Consider the following 18,656-nt stretch of genomic DNA (forward strand, 5'->3'; position numbering starts at 1 on the left):
CGCTTAGTTGACACCGTAACGCTCGAGCCAAGCATCCTGTAGGGCGTTCATCCAGCTGGGATGGGGTTCTGCGAGGGTGCTGGATAGCGCATCGACCGGCAGCGCCGAGGGATGGTTGTCACCCTGCTCGAAGAGTGCCTGGTCGCTTGGCTCGAGCTGCTGAATGGCCAGCACGCTGCGGTCGCCCCACATGCTGAGCGACTGCTTCTGGGCCTGCGCTTCCGGGGAGAGTAAGAAGTTGGCTAGCGCCATCGCGCCCGCTTTATGCGGCGAGTTGTAGGGAATGGCTACGAAGTGCACATTGCCCAGGGTGCCGCCTTCGAGTACGTAGCTGCGCACGCTTTGCGGCAGTTCATACTCCATCACCGCTACGGCAGCGTCGGTGGGGTAGAACGAGAAAGCCAAGCTAAGCTCACCGTCGCTCATCAGCGTGCGAAGGTTGGGGCCGGAATCGGGAAAGCTGCGTCCACTGCGCCAGAGATGTGGGTGCAATTCGTCCAAGTAGGCCCACAGCGGCGCGGTGATCTCTTCGAATGTGGTCTCGTCGACAGGGGCATAGAGCGCGTCAGCTTGGTCGGTGAGCTCGATCAGCGCCTGTTTTAGGAACGTACTGCCGGTAAAGTCGGGGATACGCGGATAGCTGAACTGTCCAGGATTCGCTCTGGCCCAGGTGAGTAATTCCTCGATGCTTTGGGGCGGCGTATCGGTTTGGGCGCTGTCGTAGTAGAAGGTGATTTGCGCCTTTCCCCAGGGGGACTCGTAGCCTTCGGTGGGTAGAGTGAAGTCGGTGACGACTTCGGGATTCTCGTCAGGATAGGTAAGAGCGAAGTTCGGCAGCGACGCCGCAAAAGGCCCAAACAGCAGGTCTTGCTCACGCATGGCGGCGAAGTTTTCGCCGTTGATCCAAATCAAGTCGATGCTGCCATCGCTATCGTTGCCCGCCTGCTGTTCACCCAGCACCCGTGCCACGGCGCTGCTGGTATCGTCGAGCTTCACGTGCTCTACGCGAACGCCGTAGCTCTCCTGCATCTGCTCTGCGACCCAGGCAATATAGCGGTTGGTGCGCGCATCGCCGCCCCAGGCATTCCAGTACACGGTTTGGCCGTCGGCGGCGTCCAGTACGCTCTCCCACTCTTGCGGGTCGGGCGTGGCAACCGCAGGCGCGGCTAGGCTTATCAGAGCAAACGCCACGGCGGTGGCCAGAGCAGAGCGTGGTTTCATCGCACACCTCATCAAATCAGTTGGTTATAGAGCGGTTTGTAGGCACTGAAGTTCACTGTGAACATGGTCGATAATGGGCAGTGAGAGGTAGTGTTCCACGCGGTCGCGCACGTGGTCGATCACGGCGGCATCGGTGAGCTCCGCCGACCAATCCTCTCCCCGGCGCTCGCTATCCTGGCGTTGCAGGTGCTGAGCGCGCCACTTGGCACACCACGTCAGCGACCATAGCCACGTCGCGCGCCGACAGGCAATTAGCGTATTCACGCTGGGAAGCACGATATCAGGCGTGGCGGCCATGGCCGTCTGCCAGCGGCGATAGAACGCAATGACCTCGTCCAAGCTGAGCACCGCCTGGCTGTTAAGGTCCCAGGTGGTCGAGGTGTAGAGTGAGGTATGGGCTAAATCGATGCCCGGCAGTCCGTAGCGGCATTTTTCGAGATCGACGAGTATGGCGCGCCCCTGGTCCGTGACCAAAAAATTGCCGGGGTGGGTATCGAAGCTGATCAGCGTAGCGGCGGCGTCATCCAGCGTGCTGGGCAGTAAATCCAGCTCCTGTTGAATACGCAGATGAATGCTGCTGGGAAGCTGGGCGTCGTCGAGCCATTTTGCCTGCAGAGACACTTCTTCCACCATGGCTTGCCAAGGGGCTGTAGGGGCCAGTAACGGCGGGCGGTGGCGAGGCAGCGGCTGGCGGTGCAGGCTGGCGAGGGTGTCGGCAATGGCAGGCAGGTCCTGGGGAAGTTCGGCCAAGCGCCCGCGAATTGCCTCGACCAGCAGCGCGCCGCGTGGTAGCGACTCGCTGGGCGGTAGTACGCCCTGCAACCGAGGCGTATGTCCGCCTTGGCTGGCCCGTTCATAGCAGGCGGCTTGATAGGCCAAGTTCTCTTCTGGCGGCAGATTCATCTGGCTCTGTTTGGGCAGCCGAGCCACCCAGTCATCGGCGTCTCGGTGGATCCACACGTGGTCGTGTGCTAGGCCCGTATCCGCCATGGGCGTCAGCGAACGGTAGTCGATCTTTGCTTGCTGCAGCGTACTGCCCAATGCCTTCAGGCGCGCCTCAGAGAGTGTCGGCATAAAGCGTTCCGTGTGATTGACGAGAGGTCATGTCATGAATGGTCGACGCGTGCGACTGTCAGTCAGTGACAGCATGACGTTTAACCTTACACGGTTCGTCATAAAAAACGATGGCCATGCAGGTCGTCGCGTGAAAAAGGCGATGTAGATACGACAACGGCACCCAGTAGGTGCCGTTGTGAGACTGTCATGAGCGGGGGATTACATCGCGGCAATCTTCGCTTGCTGCTCTTCCAACAACTTTTTGGCGGACTGGAATTCCGCCAGTTTGCCGCGCTCTTTCTCGATCACGGCGTCGGGGGCTTTGGCGATAAAGCCTTCGTTGCCCAGCTTCTTCTCGATGCCACCGATGAGCTTATCCTGCTTCTCGATCTCTTTGGCGAGGCGGGCAAGCTCCGCTTCTTTATCGATCAGGTCCGCCATCGGCACCAGGACTTCCATATCGCCGACCAGCTGCGTGGCTGAAAGCGGGGCGTCTTCTGGGTTGGCCAGCCACGTCACGCTTTCCAGTTTCGCTAGCTTGGCCAGGAAGCGGCGGTTCTGCTCCAGGCGTTCGGCGTCTTCGGGCTGGCCTTTGGTCAGCAGCACATCCAGCGGCTTACCGGGGGCGATGTTCATCTCGGCGCGGATGTTGCGCACCGCGATGATCACGCCTTTCAGCCACTCGATATCGCGGGTGGCCTGCTCGTCGATCTTGCTCTCGTCGGCTTCCGGCCACGCCTGATGCATGATGGAGGCATCGTCGCCCACATAGGTGCCCGCCAGCGGTGCCACGCGCTGCCAAATCTCTTCAGAGATATAGGGCATCATCGGGTGGGCCAAGCGCAGAATGGTTTCCAGTACCCGCACCAGGGTGCGGCGGGTACCGCGTTTGGCTTCGGCGCTGGCCGCTTCGTCCCACAGGACCGGCTTGGAAAGCTCCAAGTACCAGTCGCAGTACTCGTTCCAAACGAACTCGTACAGCGCTTGGGACGCGTGGTCGAAGCGGTAGTCATCCATGGCTTTGGTGACTTGCGCTTCGGTTTTCTGTAGCTGGGAGATGATCCAGCGATCGGCTAGCGACAGCTCAACGTCTTCGCCGCTGGTGCCGCAATCTTCGCCTTCGGCATTCATCAACACGTAGCGCGAGGCGTTCCACAGCTTGTTGCAGAAGTTGCGGTAGCCGTCTAGGCGGTTCATATCGAACTTGATATCGCGTCCGGTGGTGGCCTGGGAAAGGAACGTAAAGCGCAGCGCATCGGTGCCGTGGGCTTCGATACCGTCTTTAAATTCTTCTTTGGTGGCTTTGGCAATCGCTTTGGCCTTCTGGGGCTGCATCATGTTGCCGGTGCGCTTTTCCAGCAGGTCATCCAGCGTGATGCCATCGATCAGGTCGATAGGGTCCAGCACGTTGCCCTTGGATTTGGACATCTTCTGGCCCTGACCGTCGCGCACTAGGCCATGTACGTAAACGGTTTTGAAGGGCACTTCGCCAGTGAATTTCAGCGTCATCATGATCATCCGGGCGACCCAGAAGAAGATGATGTCAAACCCCGTTACCAGTACGCTGGAGGGGTGGAAGGTTTCCAGCTCCGGGGTTTTTTCCGGCCAGCCCAGGGTGCCAAATGTCCACAGGCCCGAGCTGAACCAGGTGTCCAGCACGTCTTCGTCCTGGGTCAGCGCCACGTCAGCGCCTAGGCCATGCTTCTCGCGGGCTTCCTCTTCGCTTCTGGCCACGTAAACATTGCCGTCGGCGTCGTACCAAGCCGGAATGCGGTGGCCCCACCACAGCTGGCGAGAAATACACCAGTCTTGCAGGTCGCGCATCCAGGCGAAGTACATGTTCTCGTAGTTCTTCGGCACGAACTGAATGTCGCCGTTCTCTACCGCTTCGATGGCGGGCTTGGCGAGGCTCTCCACGGCCACGAACCACTGATCGGTGAGCAGTGGCTCAATGACATCGCCGGAGCGGTCGCCGTAGGGCAGGGTGTTGTTGACGCTCTCTACCTGCACCAGCAGGCCGAGGGCATCCATATCGGCGACGATCTGTTTGCGCGCTTCGAAACGATCCAAGCCCGCGTATTTGGCCGGCAGGCTGGCATCTTCATCGGGCTGCGGCTGACCTTTTAGATCGAAAATTTCCGCCTGCTCAAGAATCGTCGCATCTTTGGTGAAGACGTTGATCAGCAGATGGTTCTGGCGCTTGCCAACTTCGTAGTCGTTAAAGTCGTGGGCCGGGGTGATCTTCACGCAGCCGGAGCCTTTCTCCATATCGGCGTGCTCGTCCGCCACGATAGGAATACGGCGACCCACCAGCGGCAGTTCGATGAATTTGCCCACCAAGGAGGCGTAGCGCGGGTCTTCCGGGTTAACCGCCACGCCGGTATCGCCCAGCAGGGTTTCCGGGCGGGTGGTGGCGACCACCACGTAATCCTTGCCGTCGTCGGTTTTGACGCCGTCGGCCAGCGGGTAGCGGAAGTGCCAGAAGCTGCCCTGCTGCTCTTTGTTTTCCACTTCCAGGTCGGAAATGGCGGTGTGCAGGGTAGGGTCCCAGTTCACCAAGCGCTTGCCGCGATAGATCAAGCCCTCTTCATGCAGGCGCACGAAGACTTCCTGAACCGCTTTATAGAAGCCGTCGTCCATGGTGAAGCGCTCGCGGCTCCAGTCGACGCTGGCGCCCATGCGGCGCAGCTGGCGGGTAATGTGGCCGCCGGACTCCTCCTTCCACTCCCACACTTTATCGATGAACGCATCGCGGCCGAGGTCGTGGCGGGTTTTGCCTTCTTCGGCGGCAATTTTACGCTCTACCAGCATCTGCGTGGCGATACCGGCGTGGTCGGTGCCTACCTGCCACAGGGTGTTGTTGCCCTGCATCCGCTTCCAGCGCGTCAGGGTGTCCATGATGGTGTCCTGGAACGCGTGGCCCATGTGCAGGCTGCCGGTCACGTTGGGCGGCGGAATCATGATCGAGAAGGGCTTGCCGCGGCCAGACGGGGCGAAGCGGTTATCGGCTTCCCAGCGTTCGTACCAGCGGGTTTCGATCTGTTCAGGTTGGTAGGTCTTTTCCATGGGGAGTCGGCTCACGGCTTGCAAAAAATGGGAGCAAGTATAGCGCGAACGCCCCGCGCTCGTCAGGGGCGTTGCATCTTGCTTTCAGGGGCGCTCGGTGTAGCGTTTAGTCGCGTAGTGCGCGGTCGCGGACTTTCACCACGGGCTCCATTAGGTAGTCCAGCACGCTGCGTTTGCCGCTGAGAATGTCGATCTCTGCCACCATCCCCGGCATGATATCCAAAGGCTGGTTATCGGCGTCGTAAAGATAGCCGTCGGTACGCACTTCCACGGGATACATCAGCTCGCCGCTTTCCGGCATTTCTACCGCGTCGGCGGCGATGGTCACCAGCTCGCCGTCCAAGCCGCCGTAGCGGGAAAAATCGTAGGCGGTCAGTTTTACTTTGACCGGCTGGCCGGGGTAGAGAAAGGCGATATCGGACGGGCGAATATGCGCTTCTACTACCAGGGCATCATCGGCAGGCACCACTTCCACCAGCGGCTCGCCAGAGCCAGCCACGCCGCCCACCGTACTGATGTGTACCTGATTGACCACGCCGTCTACCGGCGAGCGAATCGTGGTGCGGGCGACTTGGTCCGCACGCCCCGGTAGGGTTTTTTGCAGCTCAGCGACTTGGGAGGTCGCTTCGGCCAGCTGGGCTAACGCATCGGCCTCGAAGGCGTTGCGTGCCGCCACCTTGCGATCTTCGATTTCCGCAATCGACGCCTCGGCGCGCGCCACTGCGCTCTGCTGACGGGCCACTTCACCCCGCAGCTCATTGAGCGATTGGCGCACCCGCAGTAGCGAGGTTTCCGGTTCGATGCCGCGCTGGGCCAGCGGTTGGATGATCGCTAGCTCCTGTTCGGCCAGCTGAACGCCTGAGCGGGCTGTGCTAAGGGCGGCTTCCAGCTCCGCTGTCTCTTGGCGTCGCTGGTAGCCCTGCTGCTCTAGCACCTGTAGCTCCGCATTCAGTTCTAACTGTCGGCCATGAAAGAGCCGGGTTTCGCTGGCGGCCACGCTGGGGGCTGCTTGGCTCAGAGCCTCATCCAGCGCCAGGGGCGTTTGGCTGATTTCGGCCTCTAAACGTTGGATACGCAGTTGTAACGAACGCAAGCGCTGGAGGCTCTCTTCGTAATCACCTCTAAGCGTGCCACCGCTGAGCACCATGAGCGTATCGCCTTGGGCCACCGTATCGCCCCGGCGCACGTTGATCTCCGTGACCACGCCGCCTTCCAAGCTTTCGACCACTTGCAGGCTGCGCGAGGGCACCACTTTGCCCTGGCCACGGGTGACTTCATCCACTTCCGTGAGATAGGCCCAAATAAAGCCAATCAGCAGAAACGCGATGATCGTGAGCAGTAACAGGCTACTGCCGATAGGGCGCTTGGCACGTCCGTGACGTACGAAGTGCTCAAAATCCAGTTGAGAAGTAGGACGGTTCACTGGGCAGTTCCTTCACGCGAGCGGTGGGGAGCGGCTTCCACAGGGCGCATGACCTGGGCTTTGGGGCCATCGGCGACGATCTGGCCCTGGTCGAGAATCACCACGCGGTCCACCAGCTCCAGCAGGCTAGTGCGGTGGGTGACCACCACCAGCGTTTGCGTTGGGCTCGCGGCTTTCAGGCGCGCAATCACCTCTTTTTCGGTTTGGATATCCATGGCGCTGGTGGGCTCATCCATCAGCAGAATGGGTGGTGCGCCCAGCAGTGCGCGTGCCAGGCAGATCAACTGCCGTTGCCCGCCAGAGAGCCCCTCGCCGCGCTCGCCAATCGGCATGTCGTAGCCTTTGGGGTGGCGGGCAATGAAGTCATGTGCTCCGGCAAGCTTGGCGGCGTTGAGAATCTGCTCATCGGTGGGGTGGTGGGCACCAATGGCAATGTTTTGCCGCACGGTGCCGGAGAAGAGCCAAGCCTCTTGCAGAACGCTGCCAATGTTGTGACGTAAATCCGCAGGGTCGATTTGGCGAAGGTCGGTATCATCGACCAGCACAGCGCCCTGTTCCGGTGGGTAAATGCCCAGCAGCAGGCGCGCCAGCGTACTCTTGCCGGAGCCGACGCGGCCAAGCAGGGCGACTTTCTCGCCGGGCTCGATGGTCAGGTTGATATTCGCCAGCGCTGCGGTGGTTTGCTCGGGGTAGCGAAAGCTCACGTCCTGCAGGCGCAGCTTGCCTTCCAGCGTGGGGCGGCTGAGGTAGTGGCGGCCTGCCGGGCGCTCGGAGGGCATGTTCATCAACTGGTCGAGCGCGCGGTAGGAGGTACGCGCTTGGTTGATACGGGTCATGGTTTGCGCCAGCTGTGCCAGCGGTGCTAGCGCGCGCCCGGTGAGAATGACGCAGGCAATCATGGCCCCCATGGAGATGGTGCCATCGCCCACCAAAAAGACCCCGTACACCACGATGCTGACCTGGGCGGCCTGCTGGGCAAAGGCAGTGGCGTTGAGGGCGAACTGCTGAATCGCGCGACCTTGACGCCCTACAGCCGACTGCTGGTGAACGCTCTCTTCCCAGCGTTTACGAATCATCGGTGCCGCGCCGCTGGCCTTGATGGTTTCCAAGCCAGCAACGGCCTCGATCAACACGCCCTGCTTGGAACGGCTCTCCTCAAAGGCCTGACCAGAAAGGCGTTTGAGAAACGGCTGAACGGCGATGCCAATCAGCAATACAAGGGGAACGGCGATCATCGGGATGAGGGCCAGCGGCCCGCCAATCAGATAAATCACGCCAATAAACAGCAGGATAAACGGCAGGTCGACAATGGCGACCAGCGACGCCGAGGCGAAAAAATCGCGCAGTGTCTCAAACTCTCTGAGGGTATTGGCAAAGCCGCCGGTAGAGCCACGCTTTGCGCTCATTTGCAGGTTGAGCACGTGATCGAAAATACGTCGTCCCATGCGCAAATCTGCTTCCTGGCCAGCCCGCTCGATAAACAGCTGGCGCAGGGTTTTTACCGCAAAATCGAACAGCAGGGCGATACTCACACCGATGGTGAGTGCCACCAACGACTCCACCGCTTCGTTAGGCAGTACGCGGTCGTACACCACCATGATGAACAGCGACGTGGCCAGACCTAAAAAGTTGGTGAGCGCGGCGGCAATAATCACTTGGGTATACACCCAGCGATTCGATGAGAGCGCGCTCCAGAACCAGTGGCCGCCTTGAATCTCCGGTTCACTATTTAAGCTGACCGGGCGGTAGCGGGCGCGTACGGCAATCAGGTGGCCGATATACGCCTCTTCCAGGGCGCTTACGTTGGTTTCCACGGGCTGCTTGCCCAAGGCTGGATCAAACAGCGCGAAGCGCTCCTCATCGATACGCTCGATAAGGACCACCGCGCGGCCATTTTTCAGCAGCGCCACCGCAGGCAGCAGCGAGTTACCCAGGGTGGCGAGGGTATGTTCGCCCAGTGCGGCGACCATGCCGTGGCGTTCGGCGGCATCAATAAAGCCGTCCGGGGTCAGCGGTGATTCGTTGCCTACCCGGTGAGCACGCACGGCAGCTTCAGAAACGGGCAGCGTTAGGTGGGCGGCCACGAAGGTCAAGCACTGCTCTAGGTCGTCCTGATGGGGGTTAGCGGCGTTCAAGGTGAATCTCCATCACATCCAGCAGTTCACCAGTGACCGCGAGCTGCTGGAAAGCGGCCTGTTCCCAGCGCACTCGGCGGTTAATCAGCTCCAGCGCGGTTTGAAATAGGTCGCGCTGAGCGTCGAGCAAGTCGTTGATGCTACTGCGGCCAACGGCAAACTGGTCGCGGTAGGCCAGCAGGGCTTCCTCTTCGGCGGCGAGCGTGGCGGTTTGCGCTTCCAGCTCCGCGCGTCGGGTGCGGGTATCGGTGTAGGCAGAGCGTACTTCGCGCTCTAGCTCGCGGCGCAGCGCCTGCTGCTCGTACTGGCTCTGCTGCTGGCGCTCGACCGCCTGGGCAACCCGCGAGGAGGTAGCACCGCCGCTGTAGGGGGTGTAGTCCACGTTAAAGAGCAGCGCGACGTCGTTGTCGGATTCGTTGAAATCGTTCACATCGAACTGGCGGCCCTCTACCGCCACGCTTAGGCTGGGAAGGCGGGCATTCCGGGTGGCCTGGGCCTCGGCGTCGCTGGCTTCACTGGTGAGCGTCTGGCTGCGCAGCGCGGCGTTTTGCGCCAGCGCTCTGTCTAGCAGGCGGTCTGCATTGGCATCGCTTAATAGCGCGGCACCCTGGGGCAGCGCCAGCACATCCGGCGTGGTGAAAAACGCTTCCTGATACACGTTGATCGCCCGGGCCAGCTCGCCTTCCAGTGTGACCAAGCGTGATTCGGCATCGCTCAAGCGGCTTTGCGCGCGCAGAACGTCGGCGCGTGAGCCTGCGCCTGCTTCACGGCGTAGGCTCACGTCTTCAAAAATACGCTGGTGCTGCTCAAGGTTATGCTCGGCCAATTGGCGCTGGGCGGTCAGACGAGCCACGTCTAGGTAAGCGTTCACCGCGTAGAGGACTTCTTCTTCAACGCTAGACTGGGACTGCCAAAACGCCGCTTCTGCGCTGAGGTCGGCGGCGCGAACGCGTTCGCGACTCGCGCCGAAATCCAGCAGTAGCTGGCTCAGCGTGACCACGGCATCGACGCGCGAGCCGCGATCGGGCAGCGACTCGGTGCGTTGGAGGTCGTTGCGGTACTCGAGGCCTGCGTTCACCTGCGGGCGGCGCACCGCGCGCACTTCGTCAATGCGCAGCACGGATTCCCGCTCTCGAGAGCGCTGAGCCAGAATGCCGGGCTGCTGCTCGATGGCTTGCTGAATTTTTTCACGTAACGCGATCAGCGCCATAGAACTGCCTGTCGCCTCACTGGCTTGCCATCGAAAGCGGTCGAGGAGCTCTTGGAGCTCGGGCGAAAACGCCGGGCCATCCAGAGAGGAAGCGGGCAAGGCGGCCGTCTCGGCCAGTGGCTCCTCCAGCACGGGTTGCGCCATCAGTGGTGGGCTGACCAGCAGTAGGCCGAGTATGAGCGACCTGGTTACGTTCACATTCATTATCGTTCCTGAAGAGCATCGGTACTTAGCGCGTTTAGGTAGCGCTCGGCCAGTCATATTCGGCTTCGCTGCTCAGCGCTTCTTGCCATTGGGCAAGGGGGTCTGAGGAGTGCGTCGACGGCTCTGCCGTCGCCTTGCGTTGCCGATAGAGCTGCAAACGGCCAAGCTGCTGTTGCGATTGCAACAGAGCGTACACCAAGGGAACGGCGCCCAATTGCCAGAAAAGCCCTATTTGTTTGGCAGAAAGGGCCTGCCAAGCGCTCTCGTCGATTTGATACAGCGGTGTGCTGCCTTGATAACCGTGGGGCTGCCAGGGCGTCAGCAGTGCCGCCTTGGCCAACGCGGTAATACGCTTCGAGAGCCGCTGACAGCCTTGCTCACGCTGCTGTAGAAATGCCAGCACCTGGGCGGGAAAGCGGGCAAGCTCGCCGTGCTGGTTGAAAAAAGGCTCGGCATCCAGGCGTTCAACGACATAGGGCGAGTGCTGGTCAATACACAGCCTGCCAGGATAGTCAGAATGTAGCCCAAACGGGTGGCCGCGCAGCGCGGCAGGCACATAGGCTGCCCGCCAGCGCCCCTGGTCGTCTACCAGAAGGTTCTGGCCATCTTCCAGCCCCAGCAGCGCAACGGCCTGCCAACCTTCGGCGGTTTCCGTTAGCGCGATTGGAACATTCGCCGCCACATGGCGAAGCTCAGCGTCTGCCAGTGCGACCTGGGTAGTGGTTTGCGCGAAGTGGTAGGCAGTAAAACGCTGCCACATTAAACCGCCGTGGTGCTCTTGGCTGAGCGGCACCCACTGGGCAGCGTGGTTCATAGCGACAACCTTCTTTGATCGGGCGTGGAGAGGTAATGGTGAGGGCACCTTACCAAACGCAGCCCCTACCGTCAGCGGGTGATCAGTCTACGCATCGTGATGAGGCCAATGATGGGCCCAGGCAGCAGCCACCAAATCACCCAAGGCCCTTGGCTTGCCCATAGCGCCGTGACAAGCGCGATGGAGGGAATCGTGAGGCCAAAGCCAATCGCATTCATCATGGCCAGCGCCGCGCCCAGCCGCTCGGGCGGCGCGCTGGCGGAGGCCAGGGCAGAAAATTGAGCAGAGTCGGCAATCACGCTCACGCCCCATAGGGCAAGCAGCACCAGCAGCAGCCAGGGGGAGAGGCCGCCTAGCAGCGGATAAATAAGGCACAGCGTGCCAGATACCGCCAACGCGATAAACGCGACCCGCGCGCTACCGATACGTCGGCTCCACCAGCCTGCCCATACGCAGCCGGGAAGCCCCAAGGCGATGACCGCGAAGCTTAGCCACGGCTGCAAGCCAGGGGCCGCGCCCAAGCGCTCCATCTCCCTGGTGACTAAAAAGGGCACCAGCGCCCAGAGGGCGTAAAGCTCCCAGCAGTGGCCAAAATAGCCCAGCGCGGCGGCGCGAAAATCTTTCTGCTTGAACGCAGCGAGCCCCGCCCAGGGCCGCCCTCCGTTGGCCTTGGCAGGCAGATGTGGCCCCACGCCTAGTTGGAAAATCATCAGCGCTGCCAGAAGAGCAAGGGCAGAGGCCAATAGCAGTGGCCACTGCCAGGGAAGATGCAGGGTGAGCCCGCGCAGCAGGTGCGGCGAAGCAATGCCGAGGGTGAGCATGCCGACCAACCAGCCAAGCGCCGAGCCTGCGTGGGTGGGTGTCCAGCTCACCACCAGCTTCATGCCCAGCGGATAGATGCCCGCAAGACACAGCCCGACTAAAAAGCGAGCCACTGCCGCCAACGTGACGTTATCCGCCACGCTGATGAACGCCGCGTTGATCAGCGCGCCGAGTACGGCAGACATCGCAAACAGGTGGCTGGCGCGCACTCGGTCGGCCAAGCCCGTGGTGGCAATCAGCAGGGTGCCGGTAATGAACCCCGCCTGCACGGCGATGGTGAGCAGCCCCAGGTCGCTCTCGCTAAGGCCAACGGCGTCCTGCAGCGCTAAACCAACGCCGTTCACGCTAAACCAGAGCGAGGTGCCGAACAGTTGGGCGATGACGATGACCGCTAGCGGCGTGCGGGCTAACAAGGTATGGGAAAGCATCGGCAGTCTCATCCATTGAGTTGTTGTTATGGAGGGCTTTTAAGTCGTCAGGCACTTACTCCAATTTATGCGGCACGACCTCATGCCCTAGCGCCTTGTAGCGTTGCCAGCAGGCACGCTTGGCGACCAGTACCTGCTGGTGCTGGTTGATGATTTCCGCGACGCGGGCGTAACGCTCGACCCCGTCGGGAATGTCAGGGTGAAGATTCAGCAGGGCGGTGTCTGCCTGCGGGACGGGCAGGGTTTGCCAGCCAAGGGTAATGGGCACGCTGTCAGCCCATTCGCTGTCTTCCAGCGCGTGGGGAAGATAGGCGTCCTCGCGGAACTGCCACAGAGCGTCGTCGGCCTGCTCGGCCAGCGCTTTGTCTTCGCAGTGCAGGTGCAGCCGATAGCCCTTGCGGTGGATGGTCTCGGCGAGCTTACAGGCGAACTGCAGGCGGGCTTCTAGGGTGGTGTCGGGCAGAATATAAAAATCGATGCGTGCCATGGTGGCTCCAGCGGTGTCAACGCGCCTGGCAACCTAGCCGCCACGGTGCGAGTGGCGGCTAGGTTTGTAACGCTAGGGTATTATACCAAGCGGGTCAGCCAGCCGTACTTGTCATCACTGCGGCCGTATTGAAGGTCGAGCAACGTCTTGCGGATGCGTTTGGCCACTTCATTGTTGCCATCGCCCTGCAAACGAATGCGCTCGTTCTCCGTGACCAGCTCACCCACCGGCGTGATGACCGCTGCCGTGCCACAGGCGAAGACTTCGGTAATTTCGCCGGAGGCGGCACCTTCGCGCCACTCGTCGATGCTGATCGCGCGCTCTTCCGGTGTCAGTCCCGCGTCTTTGGCCAGGGTCAGGACGGAATTACGCGTCACGCCTTCCAGAATGGTATCGGTCAAGCGCGGCGTGACGATGCGGCCGTCTTTGTAGACGAAGAACAGGTTCATGCCGCCCAGCTCTTCGATCCACTTGTTTTCTGCCGCGTCGAGGAAGGCAACCTGGCTGCAGCCGTTGGCAGCGGCCTCTTTTTGGGCGGCCAGCGAGGCGGCGTAGTTGCCCCCGCACTTGGCAAAGCCAGTGCCGCCGGGGGCCGCACGTTTGTAGTGGGAGGAGAGCCAGATAGAGACCGGCTCGATGCCGCCTTTGAAGTAGGCCGCCGCCGGGGAGGCGATCACGTAGTAGTCGACTTCATGTGCCGGGCGTACGCCAAGAAAAGCCTCGGAGGCGATCATGAACGGGCGTAGGTAGAGGCTGCACTCGTCGGCGTCGCTGGCGGGCGTGGGCACCCAGGCGTGGTCTTGCGCCAGCAGCGCTTTCAGCGAGCCGATGAAATCGTCATCGGACAGCTCGGGCAGCGCTAAGCGGCGGGCGCTACGGCGGAAACGCTCGGCGTTTTTCTCTGGGCGAAAGGTCCAGATAGAGCCATCCGCATGGCGGTACGCCTTGATGCCCTCGAAAATTTCCTGGCCGTAGTGCAGCACGGAAGCGGCGGGATCAAGGGTCAGCGGGCCGTAGGGGCGCACTTGGTGGCCGTGCCAATCGGCATCGACGGTCCAGCGCACGTGGGCCATATGGTCAGTGAAATGTTTACCGAAACCTGGATTTTGCAGAACGTTGTCGCGGATCTCATCGGCCATCGGCTGGTTGGACGGCAGGATCTCAAAGCGTGTTTCTAATTGGGCATCTGAAGCTGTGGGCACGGCGTGTTCTCTCCGCTAGAGCCAAGCCCCGAAGGGCATCTATTAAGCGTATCGTTTGGACAGCGTGTGCCAGCCTTTCCAGGGCACACGCTCATGCGTTCAGGTTTAACGGTTGCGTCAACGAAAGGCAACCATTGTTGGCCGGTTTCTGGGATTAGGCCTCGCCATTTTCGACTTGGGCGTCGGCTTCACGGTCCAAAAGGTACTGGGTGAGCAGGCCCACTGGGCGGCCGGTGGCGCCTTTCTGCTTGCCGGAGTGCCACGCCGTACCTGCGATATCCAGGTGCGCCCAGGGGAAGTGGTCGGCAAAGCGCGATAGGAAACACGCGGCCGTGATGGTGCCGGCCGGTCGGCCACCGATGTTGGCCAAATCGGCGAAGTTGGAGTCCAACTGCTCCTGGTACTCATCCCACAGTGGCAGATGCCATGCCCGGTCCCAGGCGGTTTCACCGGCCTCTAACAGGTCGAGGGCGAGATCGTCGTCGTTGGAGAGCAGGCCCGTGGCGTGGTGGCCCAGGGCGATGATGGCCGCGCCCGTCAAGGTGGCGATATCCACCACGCTGGCGGGGGTGAATCGCTCGGCGTAGGTGAGGGCATCGCACAGTACCAGACGCCCCTCGGCATCGGTATTGAGCACTTCGACCGTCAGGCCCTTGAGGGTCTTGATGATATCGCCCGGCTTGGTAGCGGCGCCGTCGGGCATGTTTTCGGCAGCGGCGACGATGAACACGGCGTTGAGCTTGGGCTTGATCGCCAATATGGCGTTGACCGTGCCAAACACGCTGGCCGCGCCGCCCATATCGAATTTCATCTCATCCATGCCCTCGCCGGGCTTCAGCGAAATACCGCCGGTATCGAACGTGATGCCTTTACCGATCAATACATGGGGAGCTTCATCGGGGTCGTCGGCGCCCTGGTACTTCATCACGATGAGGCGCGACGGCTCGGCGCTGCCGCGGCCAACGGATAGCAGCGAGTGGGCGCCAAGGGCTTCAAGTGCCTCTTCGTCTAGGATGTCGACGACCAGCGCGCCTTGGGAATCGCGTCCCAGCGCTTGGGCCTGCTCGGCGAGGTAGCGCGGCGTACATACATTGCCCGGCAGATTGCCCAGCGTACGGGTGACGTTGATGCCTTGGCCTATGGCAATGCCGAGTGCGGCCCCCTGTTTGGCGAGCGGCGCATCATTGGCATCGCTGACGATCAGCGTCAGTTTGGCAAGGCTCGGCGCTTTGGCAGGCGACGACTTGAACTGATCGAAGCGGTAAATAGCACGCTCGGCGGCCTCGAGGGTCTTGCGCGCTTTCCAAACGGCGTCTCGATCATCGATCAGTACGTCGGTAAAGGTGACGCTGGCTTCGTCGACGGGCAGTTTGATCAGCGCTGCCATGGCGGTGTCGAGGGCTTTAATAAAAGCGGCTTCCTGGCATTTATCGCGCTCACCCAAACCCACTAGCAGAATACGCTCCGCCCCTAGCCCCGGTGCAAACGGCACGAGCTGCACGTTGCCCAGTGCGGCGTCGAAGTCGCCGCGCTCCAACAGTTGGCCGATCAAGCGCTCGCTGGCGTCGTCTAATTTGGCCACGGCAGGCAGTAAGTCGCTACCTTTATAGACAGGGAGAACGAGGCAAGCCGTTTCGGCTTTGGCGGGGTTTGCGGTCTGAACGGAAAATTCCATGACGTCTCCAACAAGACAAGCAACGAGTGATTCGGGATAATGCCCCGTTATTTAGTGTTTGCTACCAGTTTGATTAGTGTACCCAAGCCATGGACGCATTGCATGGCCACCTGCACCACTAGTCGGAGAGTGCGTTGATTCTATTCCGGTACTTAACTCGTGAAGTGTTACTGACCATGTCTGCCGTGGCGGGCATCCTGCTGCTGGTCATCATGGGCAGCCGCTTTATCCGCTATTTTTCGGATGCTGCCGAGGGGGATTTCCCGGTCACGATACTCGGCAGCCTGATGCTGTTTCACTTGCCCGGCTTCATGGAGCTGATCCTGCCGCTGTCGTTTTTTCTCGGCATTCTGTTGGCCTATGGGCAGCTCTATATGAACAGCGAAATTACCGTGATGGTGGCGTGTGGCATGAGTCCGACGCGGCTGTTTCGCGTGACGCTACTACCCGCTACGGTAGTGGCCGTGCTGGTCGGTCTTTGCAGCCTATGGTTGACGCCTGCGGGGGCACTGCAAACCGAGGCGACCCTGGAAGAGCAGCGCAGCCGTTTGGACGTATCGGTGCTCGCGCCAGGACGCTTCCAGGATTTTGGCGGAGGGCGCACGGCTTACATTACCGATTTCAGCAGCGACGGCACTCAAATGCAGGAAGTGCTGGTGCACGAGCAGCCCATGGCGGGGGCAGAAAAAACGCATAGCTACATCACGCGCGCGGGATCGGGCTACCAGGAAACGAACGTCGATACCGGCAGCCGTTTTCTCATTTTGGAAGACGGCGAACGCTACGGCGTAACGCCCGGACGCCAGGATGCCGAGCGTTTGACCTTCGAGCGCTACACGTTGCGTTTGGGACTTAGCCGAGATCGCCAGGAGCTGGATTCGTTGGAGTACGCCACGACCGCCGAGCTGTGGCAAGATCCCGATCCCCGCGCTCAGGCACAATTTCAGTGGCGGGCAGGGTTGCCGCTCATGGTCTTCATCTTAGCGCTGTTGGCCCAGCCACTGTCACGGGTAAACCCACGGCAAGGGCGCTTCGCCAAACTGTTGCCCGCTGTGTTTCTATACGTTGCCTATTTGAGTTTACTGCTTGCCGCTGTCGATGCGATTGGGAGTGGTTCTCTGGCCGTGGCGCTGGGTGTGTGGCCGGTGCATGCGCTGTTCTTGGGGCTCGGTGTGTTGCTGCTGTGGCACTCTCAACGAAAGGGAATGCGCTAATGCTGATCGCCATGGATCGAATGGATCGTTATATCGCCCGCAACGTCCTGGCTGCCATCGTGGTGGTGCAGTTCGTGCTGCTGGGGCTGGATATCACCATTGCCTATATCGGTGACTTAGGGGACACCCAGGGCGACTACAGCGCGCTGGACGTGTTGCTCTACTTGGGGATGCGACTCCCTTGGCGCTTTTACCAGTACGCGCCGGTCGCCGTGCTGATTGGCGCACTCATTGGCTTGGGCAGCATGGCCTCCAGCAACGAACTGACGGTCATGCGCGCTGCTGGCCGCTCGCTGGCGCGCATCGTTTGGGGCGTGATGAAGCCCGTGCTGCTAGTGGTCATCGTGGTGCTGCTGGTAGCGGAGTTCGTTAGCCCCAAAACCGAGCAGTATGCCGAAGCGTGGCGATTGGAGCAGCGCCAAGGCGAGGGCGCCATGCTGACTACCCGCAGTGGCTGGCAGTTCGAAGGCGATAGCGTCTACCGCTTTGGGGCCATTCGAGCGGATAACGTGGTGCTGGACTTAACCCGCTACCGCTTCGACGAGCGCCGTCTCATCGAAGCGACCCATGCCAATCGTGCCCACTGGGAGGAGGGTGCATGGCAGCTGGAAGGCGTGACCATGACACGTATTTTCGATAACCGCACGGAGTCGGCGTATCAACCGAGTGCGGCATGGGAAACGGCGCTCACCCCGACCCAGTTGGAGCGGCTGCTACGTGACATCGAAAGCCAGGCGCCCAGCGAGCTATGGGCCTACGCCAATTTCCTCCAAAGCCAGAACCTTCAGGCAGACCAGCCGCTGCTCTATTTCTGGCAAAAGGTATTGATGCCGCTCACCATGGGGTCGCTCGTGCTGATTGCCGCCTCGTTCGTGTTTGGGCCACTGCGCTCGGTGGCAGCGGGTACGCGGGTGTTTTATGGCGTAGTGACCGGTCTGGTGTTCAAGTACGTGCAGGATTTGCTCGCCCCGGCGTCGACCATCTTTGGCTTTTCCCCTGTCTGGGCGGTGCTGGTGCCGACTCTTGCCTGTGCCGTGGTGGGGATCTATTTCTTACGCCGAAATGGCTAAAGGCCGCGCAGACGCACATCAGGAGAATAGAGCAGTGACGACGCGACGTTTTACCCAGTTGGATGACGTTTGGCCCGCCGGCATAGGTCGCCGATTGGGTGCCATGCTGTACGACGGTTTTTTGGTGACGGCCATCTGGATCGCCGTCACCGTGGCTCACTTGGCCTTTTTCCGCTTCGTGCTGGGTCAAACGGCAGAAGAGATCGGTACCACGGCCTTCGACATCTGGAGCCTGCGGCTCATGCTGCTGTTTTTCGTGACGCTGTTCTTCGTCTACTCCTGGCGTCGTGGAGGGATGACGCTAGGTATGCAGGCGTGGCGGCTGCGGGTGCAAACGCTGGATGGCCATGCGATCACGTTAAAGCAGAGCCTGATACGCTGCGCAACGGCCTGGCTGTCCTTGGCGGCCTTCGGTATCGGCTATTGGTGGGTGCTGTTCGATGGGCAGCGTAGAAGCTGGCCAGACATTGCATCCAAGACCGAAACCGTGGTGCTTCCGAAAAAATAATTTTGGGCGTTTTTTTATTGAAAATAGCTCACCCGTCAACGGGTTATCGTATGTCTCAATGGCCTTAAGGCGAATCGATACTAAAGAACAACGTTTTCTACTTGAAAAGATGTATGCGAAT

At 60.8% G+C, this 18,656-nt stretch carries 14 protein-coding genes; 3 read left to right on the forward strand and 11 right to left on the reverse strand.

Translation table 11 applies throughout. The features are described 5' to 3' along the window. Positions 1-3 precede the first annotated feature (3 nt). The 11 genes from FRH_RS08405 to FRH_RS08455 all read right to left on the reverse strand — a co-directional run bounded on the left by FRH_RS08405 (position 4) and on the right by FRH_RS08455 (position 15,743). Positions 4-1,221, reverse strand: coding sequence for an ABC transporter substrate-binding protein (locus tag FRH_RS08405; protein ID WP_281998057.1), 1,218 nt, complete (start codon positions 1,219-1,221; stop codon positions 4-6). A gap of 24 nt (positions 1,222-1,245) precedes the next feature. Beyond that, positions 1,246-2,295, reverse strand: coding sequence for an aminoglycoside phosphotransferase family protein (locus FRH_RS08410; protein WP_219862733.1), 1,050 nt, complete (start codon positions 2,293-2,295; stop codon positions 1,246-1,248). A 201-nt stretch (positions 2,296-2,496) separates the two neighbouring features. After that, positions 2,497-5,343 carry a valine--tRNA ligase gene (locus FRH_RS08415; RefSeq protein WP_281998058.1) on the reverse strand — a complete coding sequence of 949 codons (2,847 nt, stop codon included), beginning with the start codon at positions 5,341-5,343 and terminating at the stop codon, positions 2,497-2,499. Between the two features lie 106 nt (positions 5,344-5,449). Then, positions 5,450-6,766, reverse strand: a complete 1,317-nt coding sequence (locus FRH_RS08420) for an HlyD family type I secretion periplasmic adaptor subunit (protein ID WP_281998059.1) — start codon at positions 6,764-6,766, stop codon at positions 5,450-5,452. Next, entirely contained in the window at positions 6,763-8,901 is a 2,139-nt protein-coding gene (locus tag FRH_RS08425) for a type I secretion system permease/ATPase (RefSeq protein WP_281998060.1), read from the reverse strand. Before FRH_RS08425 ends, FRH_RS08420 begins: the two co-directional genes overlap by 4 nt. Continuing rightward, entirely contained in the window at positions 8,888-10,315 is a 1,428-nt protein-coding gene (locus FRH_RS08430; protein WP_281998061.1) for a TolC family protein, read from the reverse strand. Before FRH_RS08430 ends, FRH_RS08425 begins: the two co-directional genes overlap by 14 nt. 34 nt (positions 10,316-10,349) lie before the next feature. Further along, positions 10,350-11,129 (reverse strand): SapC family protein, encoded by a 780-nt coding sequence (locus FRH_RS08435; protein ID WP_281998062.1) that lies wholly within the window; start codon positions 11,127-11,129, stop codon positions 10,350-10,352. A 71-nt stretch (positions 11,130-11,200) separates the two neighbouring features. Then, the gene (locus FRH_RS08440) at positions 11,201-12,379 is read right to left on the reverse strand and encodes an MFS transporter (RefSeq protein WP_281998063.1); all 1,179 of its coding nucleotides are present in this window, start codon (positions 12,377-12,379) and stop codon (positions 11,201-11,203) included. A gap of 55 nt (positions 12,380-12,434) precedes the next feature. After that, positions 12,435-12,866 carry a DNA polymerase III subunit chi gene (locus tag FRH_RS08445; protein ID WP_281998064.1) on the reverse strand — a complete coding sequence of 144 codons (432 nt, stop codon included), beginning with the start codon at positions 12,864-12,866 and terminating at the stop codon, positions 12,435-12,437. A gap of 80 nt (positions 12,867-12,946) precedes the next feature. Next, positions 12,947-14,068 carry a branched-chain amino acid aminotransferase gene (locus FRH_RS08450; RefSeq protein WP_281998065.1) on the reverse strand — a complete coding sequence of 374 codons (1,122 nt, stop codon included), beginning with the start codon at positions 14,066-14,068 and terminating at the stop codon, positions 12,947-12,949. Between the two features lie 154 nt (positions 14,069-14,222). Continuing rightward, the gene (locus FRH_RS08455; RefSeq protein WP_281998066.1) at positions 14,223-15,743 is read right to left on the reverse strand and encodes a leucyl aminopeptidase; all 1,521 of its coding nucleotides are present in this window, start codon (positions 15,741-15,743) and stop codon (positions 14,223-14,225) included. 134 nt (positions 15,744-15,877) lie between these two features. Between FRH_RS08455 and lptF the strand changes: the two genes are divergently transcribed. The 3 genes from lptF to FRH_RS08470 are packed head-to-tail and all read left to right on the forward strand — an operon-like array spanning position 15,878 to position 18,535. After that, positions 15,878-16,957 (forward strand): LPS export ABC transporter permease LptF, encoded by a 1,080-nt coding sequence (gene lptF, locus FRH_RS08460; RefSeq protein WP_139528359.1) that lies wholly within the window; start codon positions 15,878-15,880, stop codon positions 16,955-16,957. A 5-nt stretch (positions 16,958-16,962) separates the two neighbouring features. Then, on the forward strand, positions 16,963-18,027 hold the full coding sequence (lptG, locus tag FRH_RS08465) for an LPS export ABC transporter permease LptG (RefSeq protein WP_139528412.1): 1,065 nt from the start codon (positions 16,963-16,965) through the stop codon (positions 18,025-18,027). Between the two features lie 34 nt (positions 18,028-18,061). Then, on the forward strand, positions 18,062-18,535 hold the full coding sequence (locus FRH_RS08470; protein ID WP_230834473.1) for an RDD family protein: 474 nt from the start codon (positions 18,062-18,064) through the stop codon (positions 18,533-18,535). Positions 18,536-18,656: the final 121 nt, after the last annotated feature.

This window comes from Halomonas sp. A020 (assembly GCF_027943625.1).
In the GTDB taxonomy this organism is placed as follows: Bacteria; Pseudomonadota; Gammaproteobacteria; order Pseudomonadales; family Halomonadaceae; genus Vreelandella; species Vreelandella piezotolerans.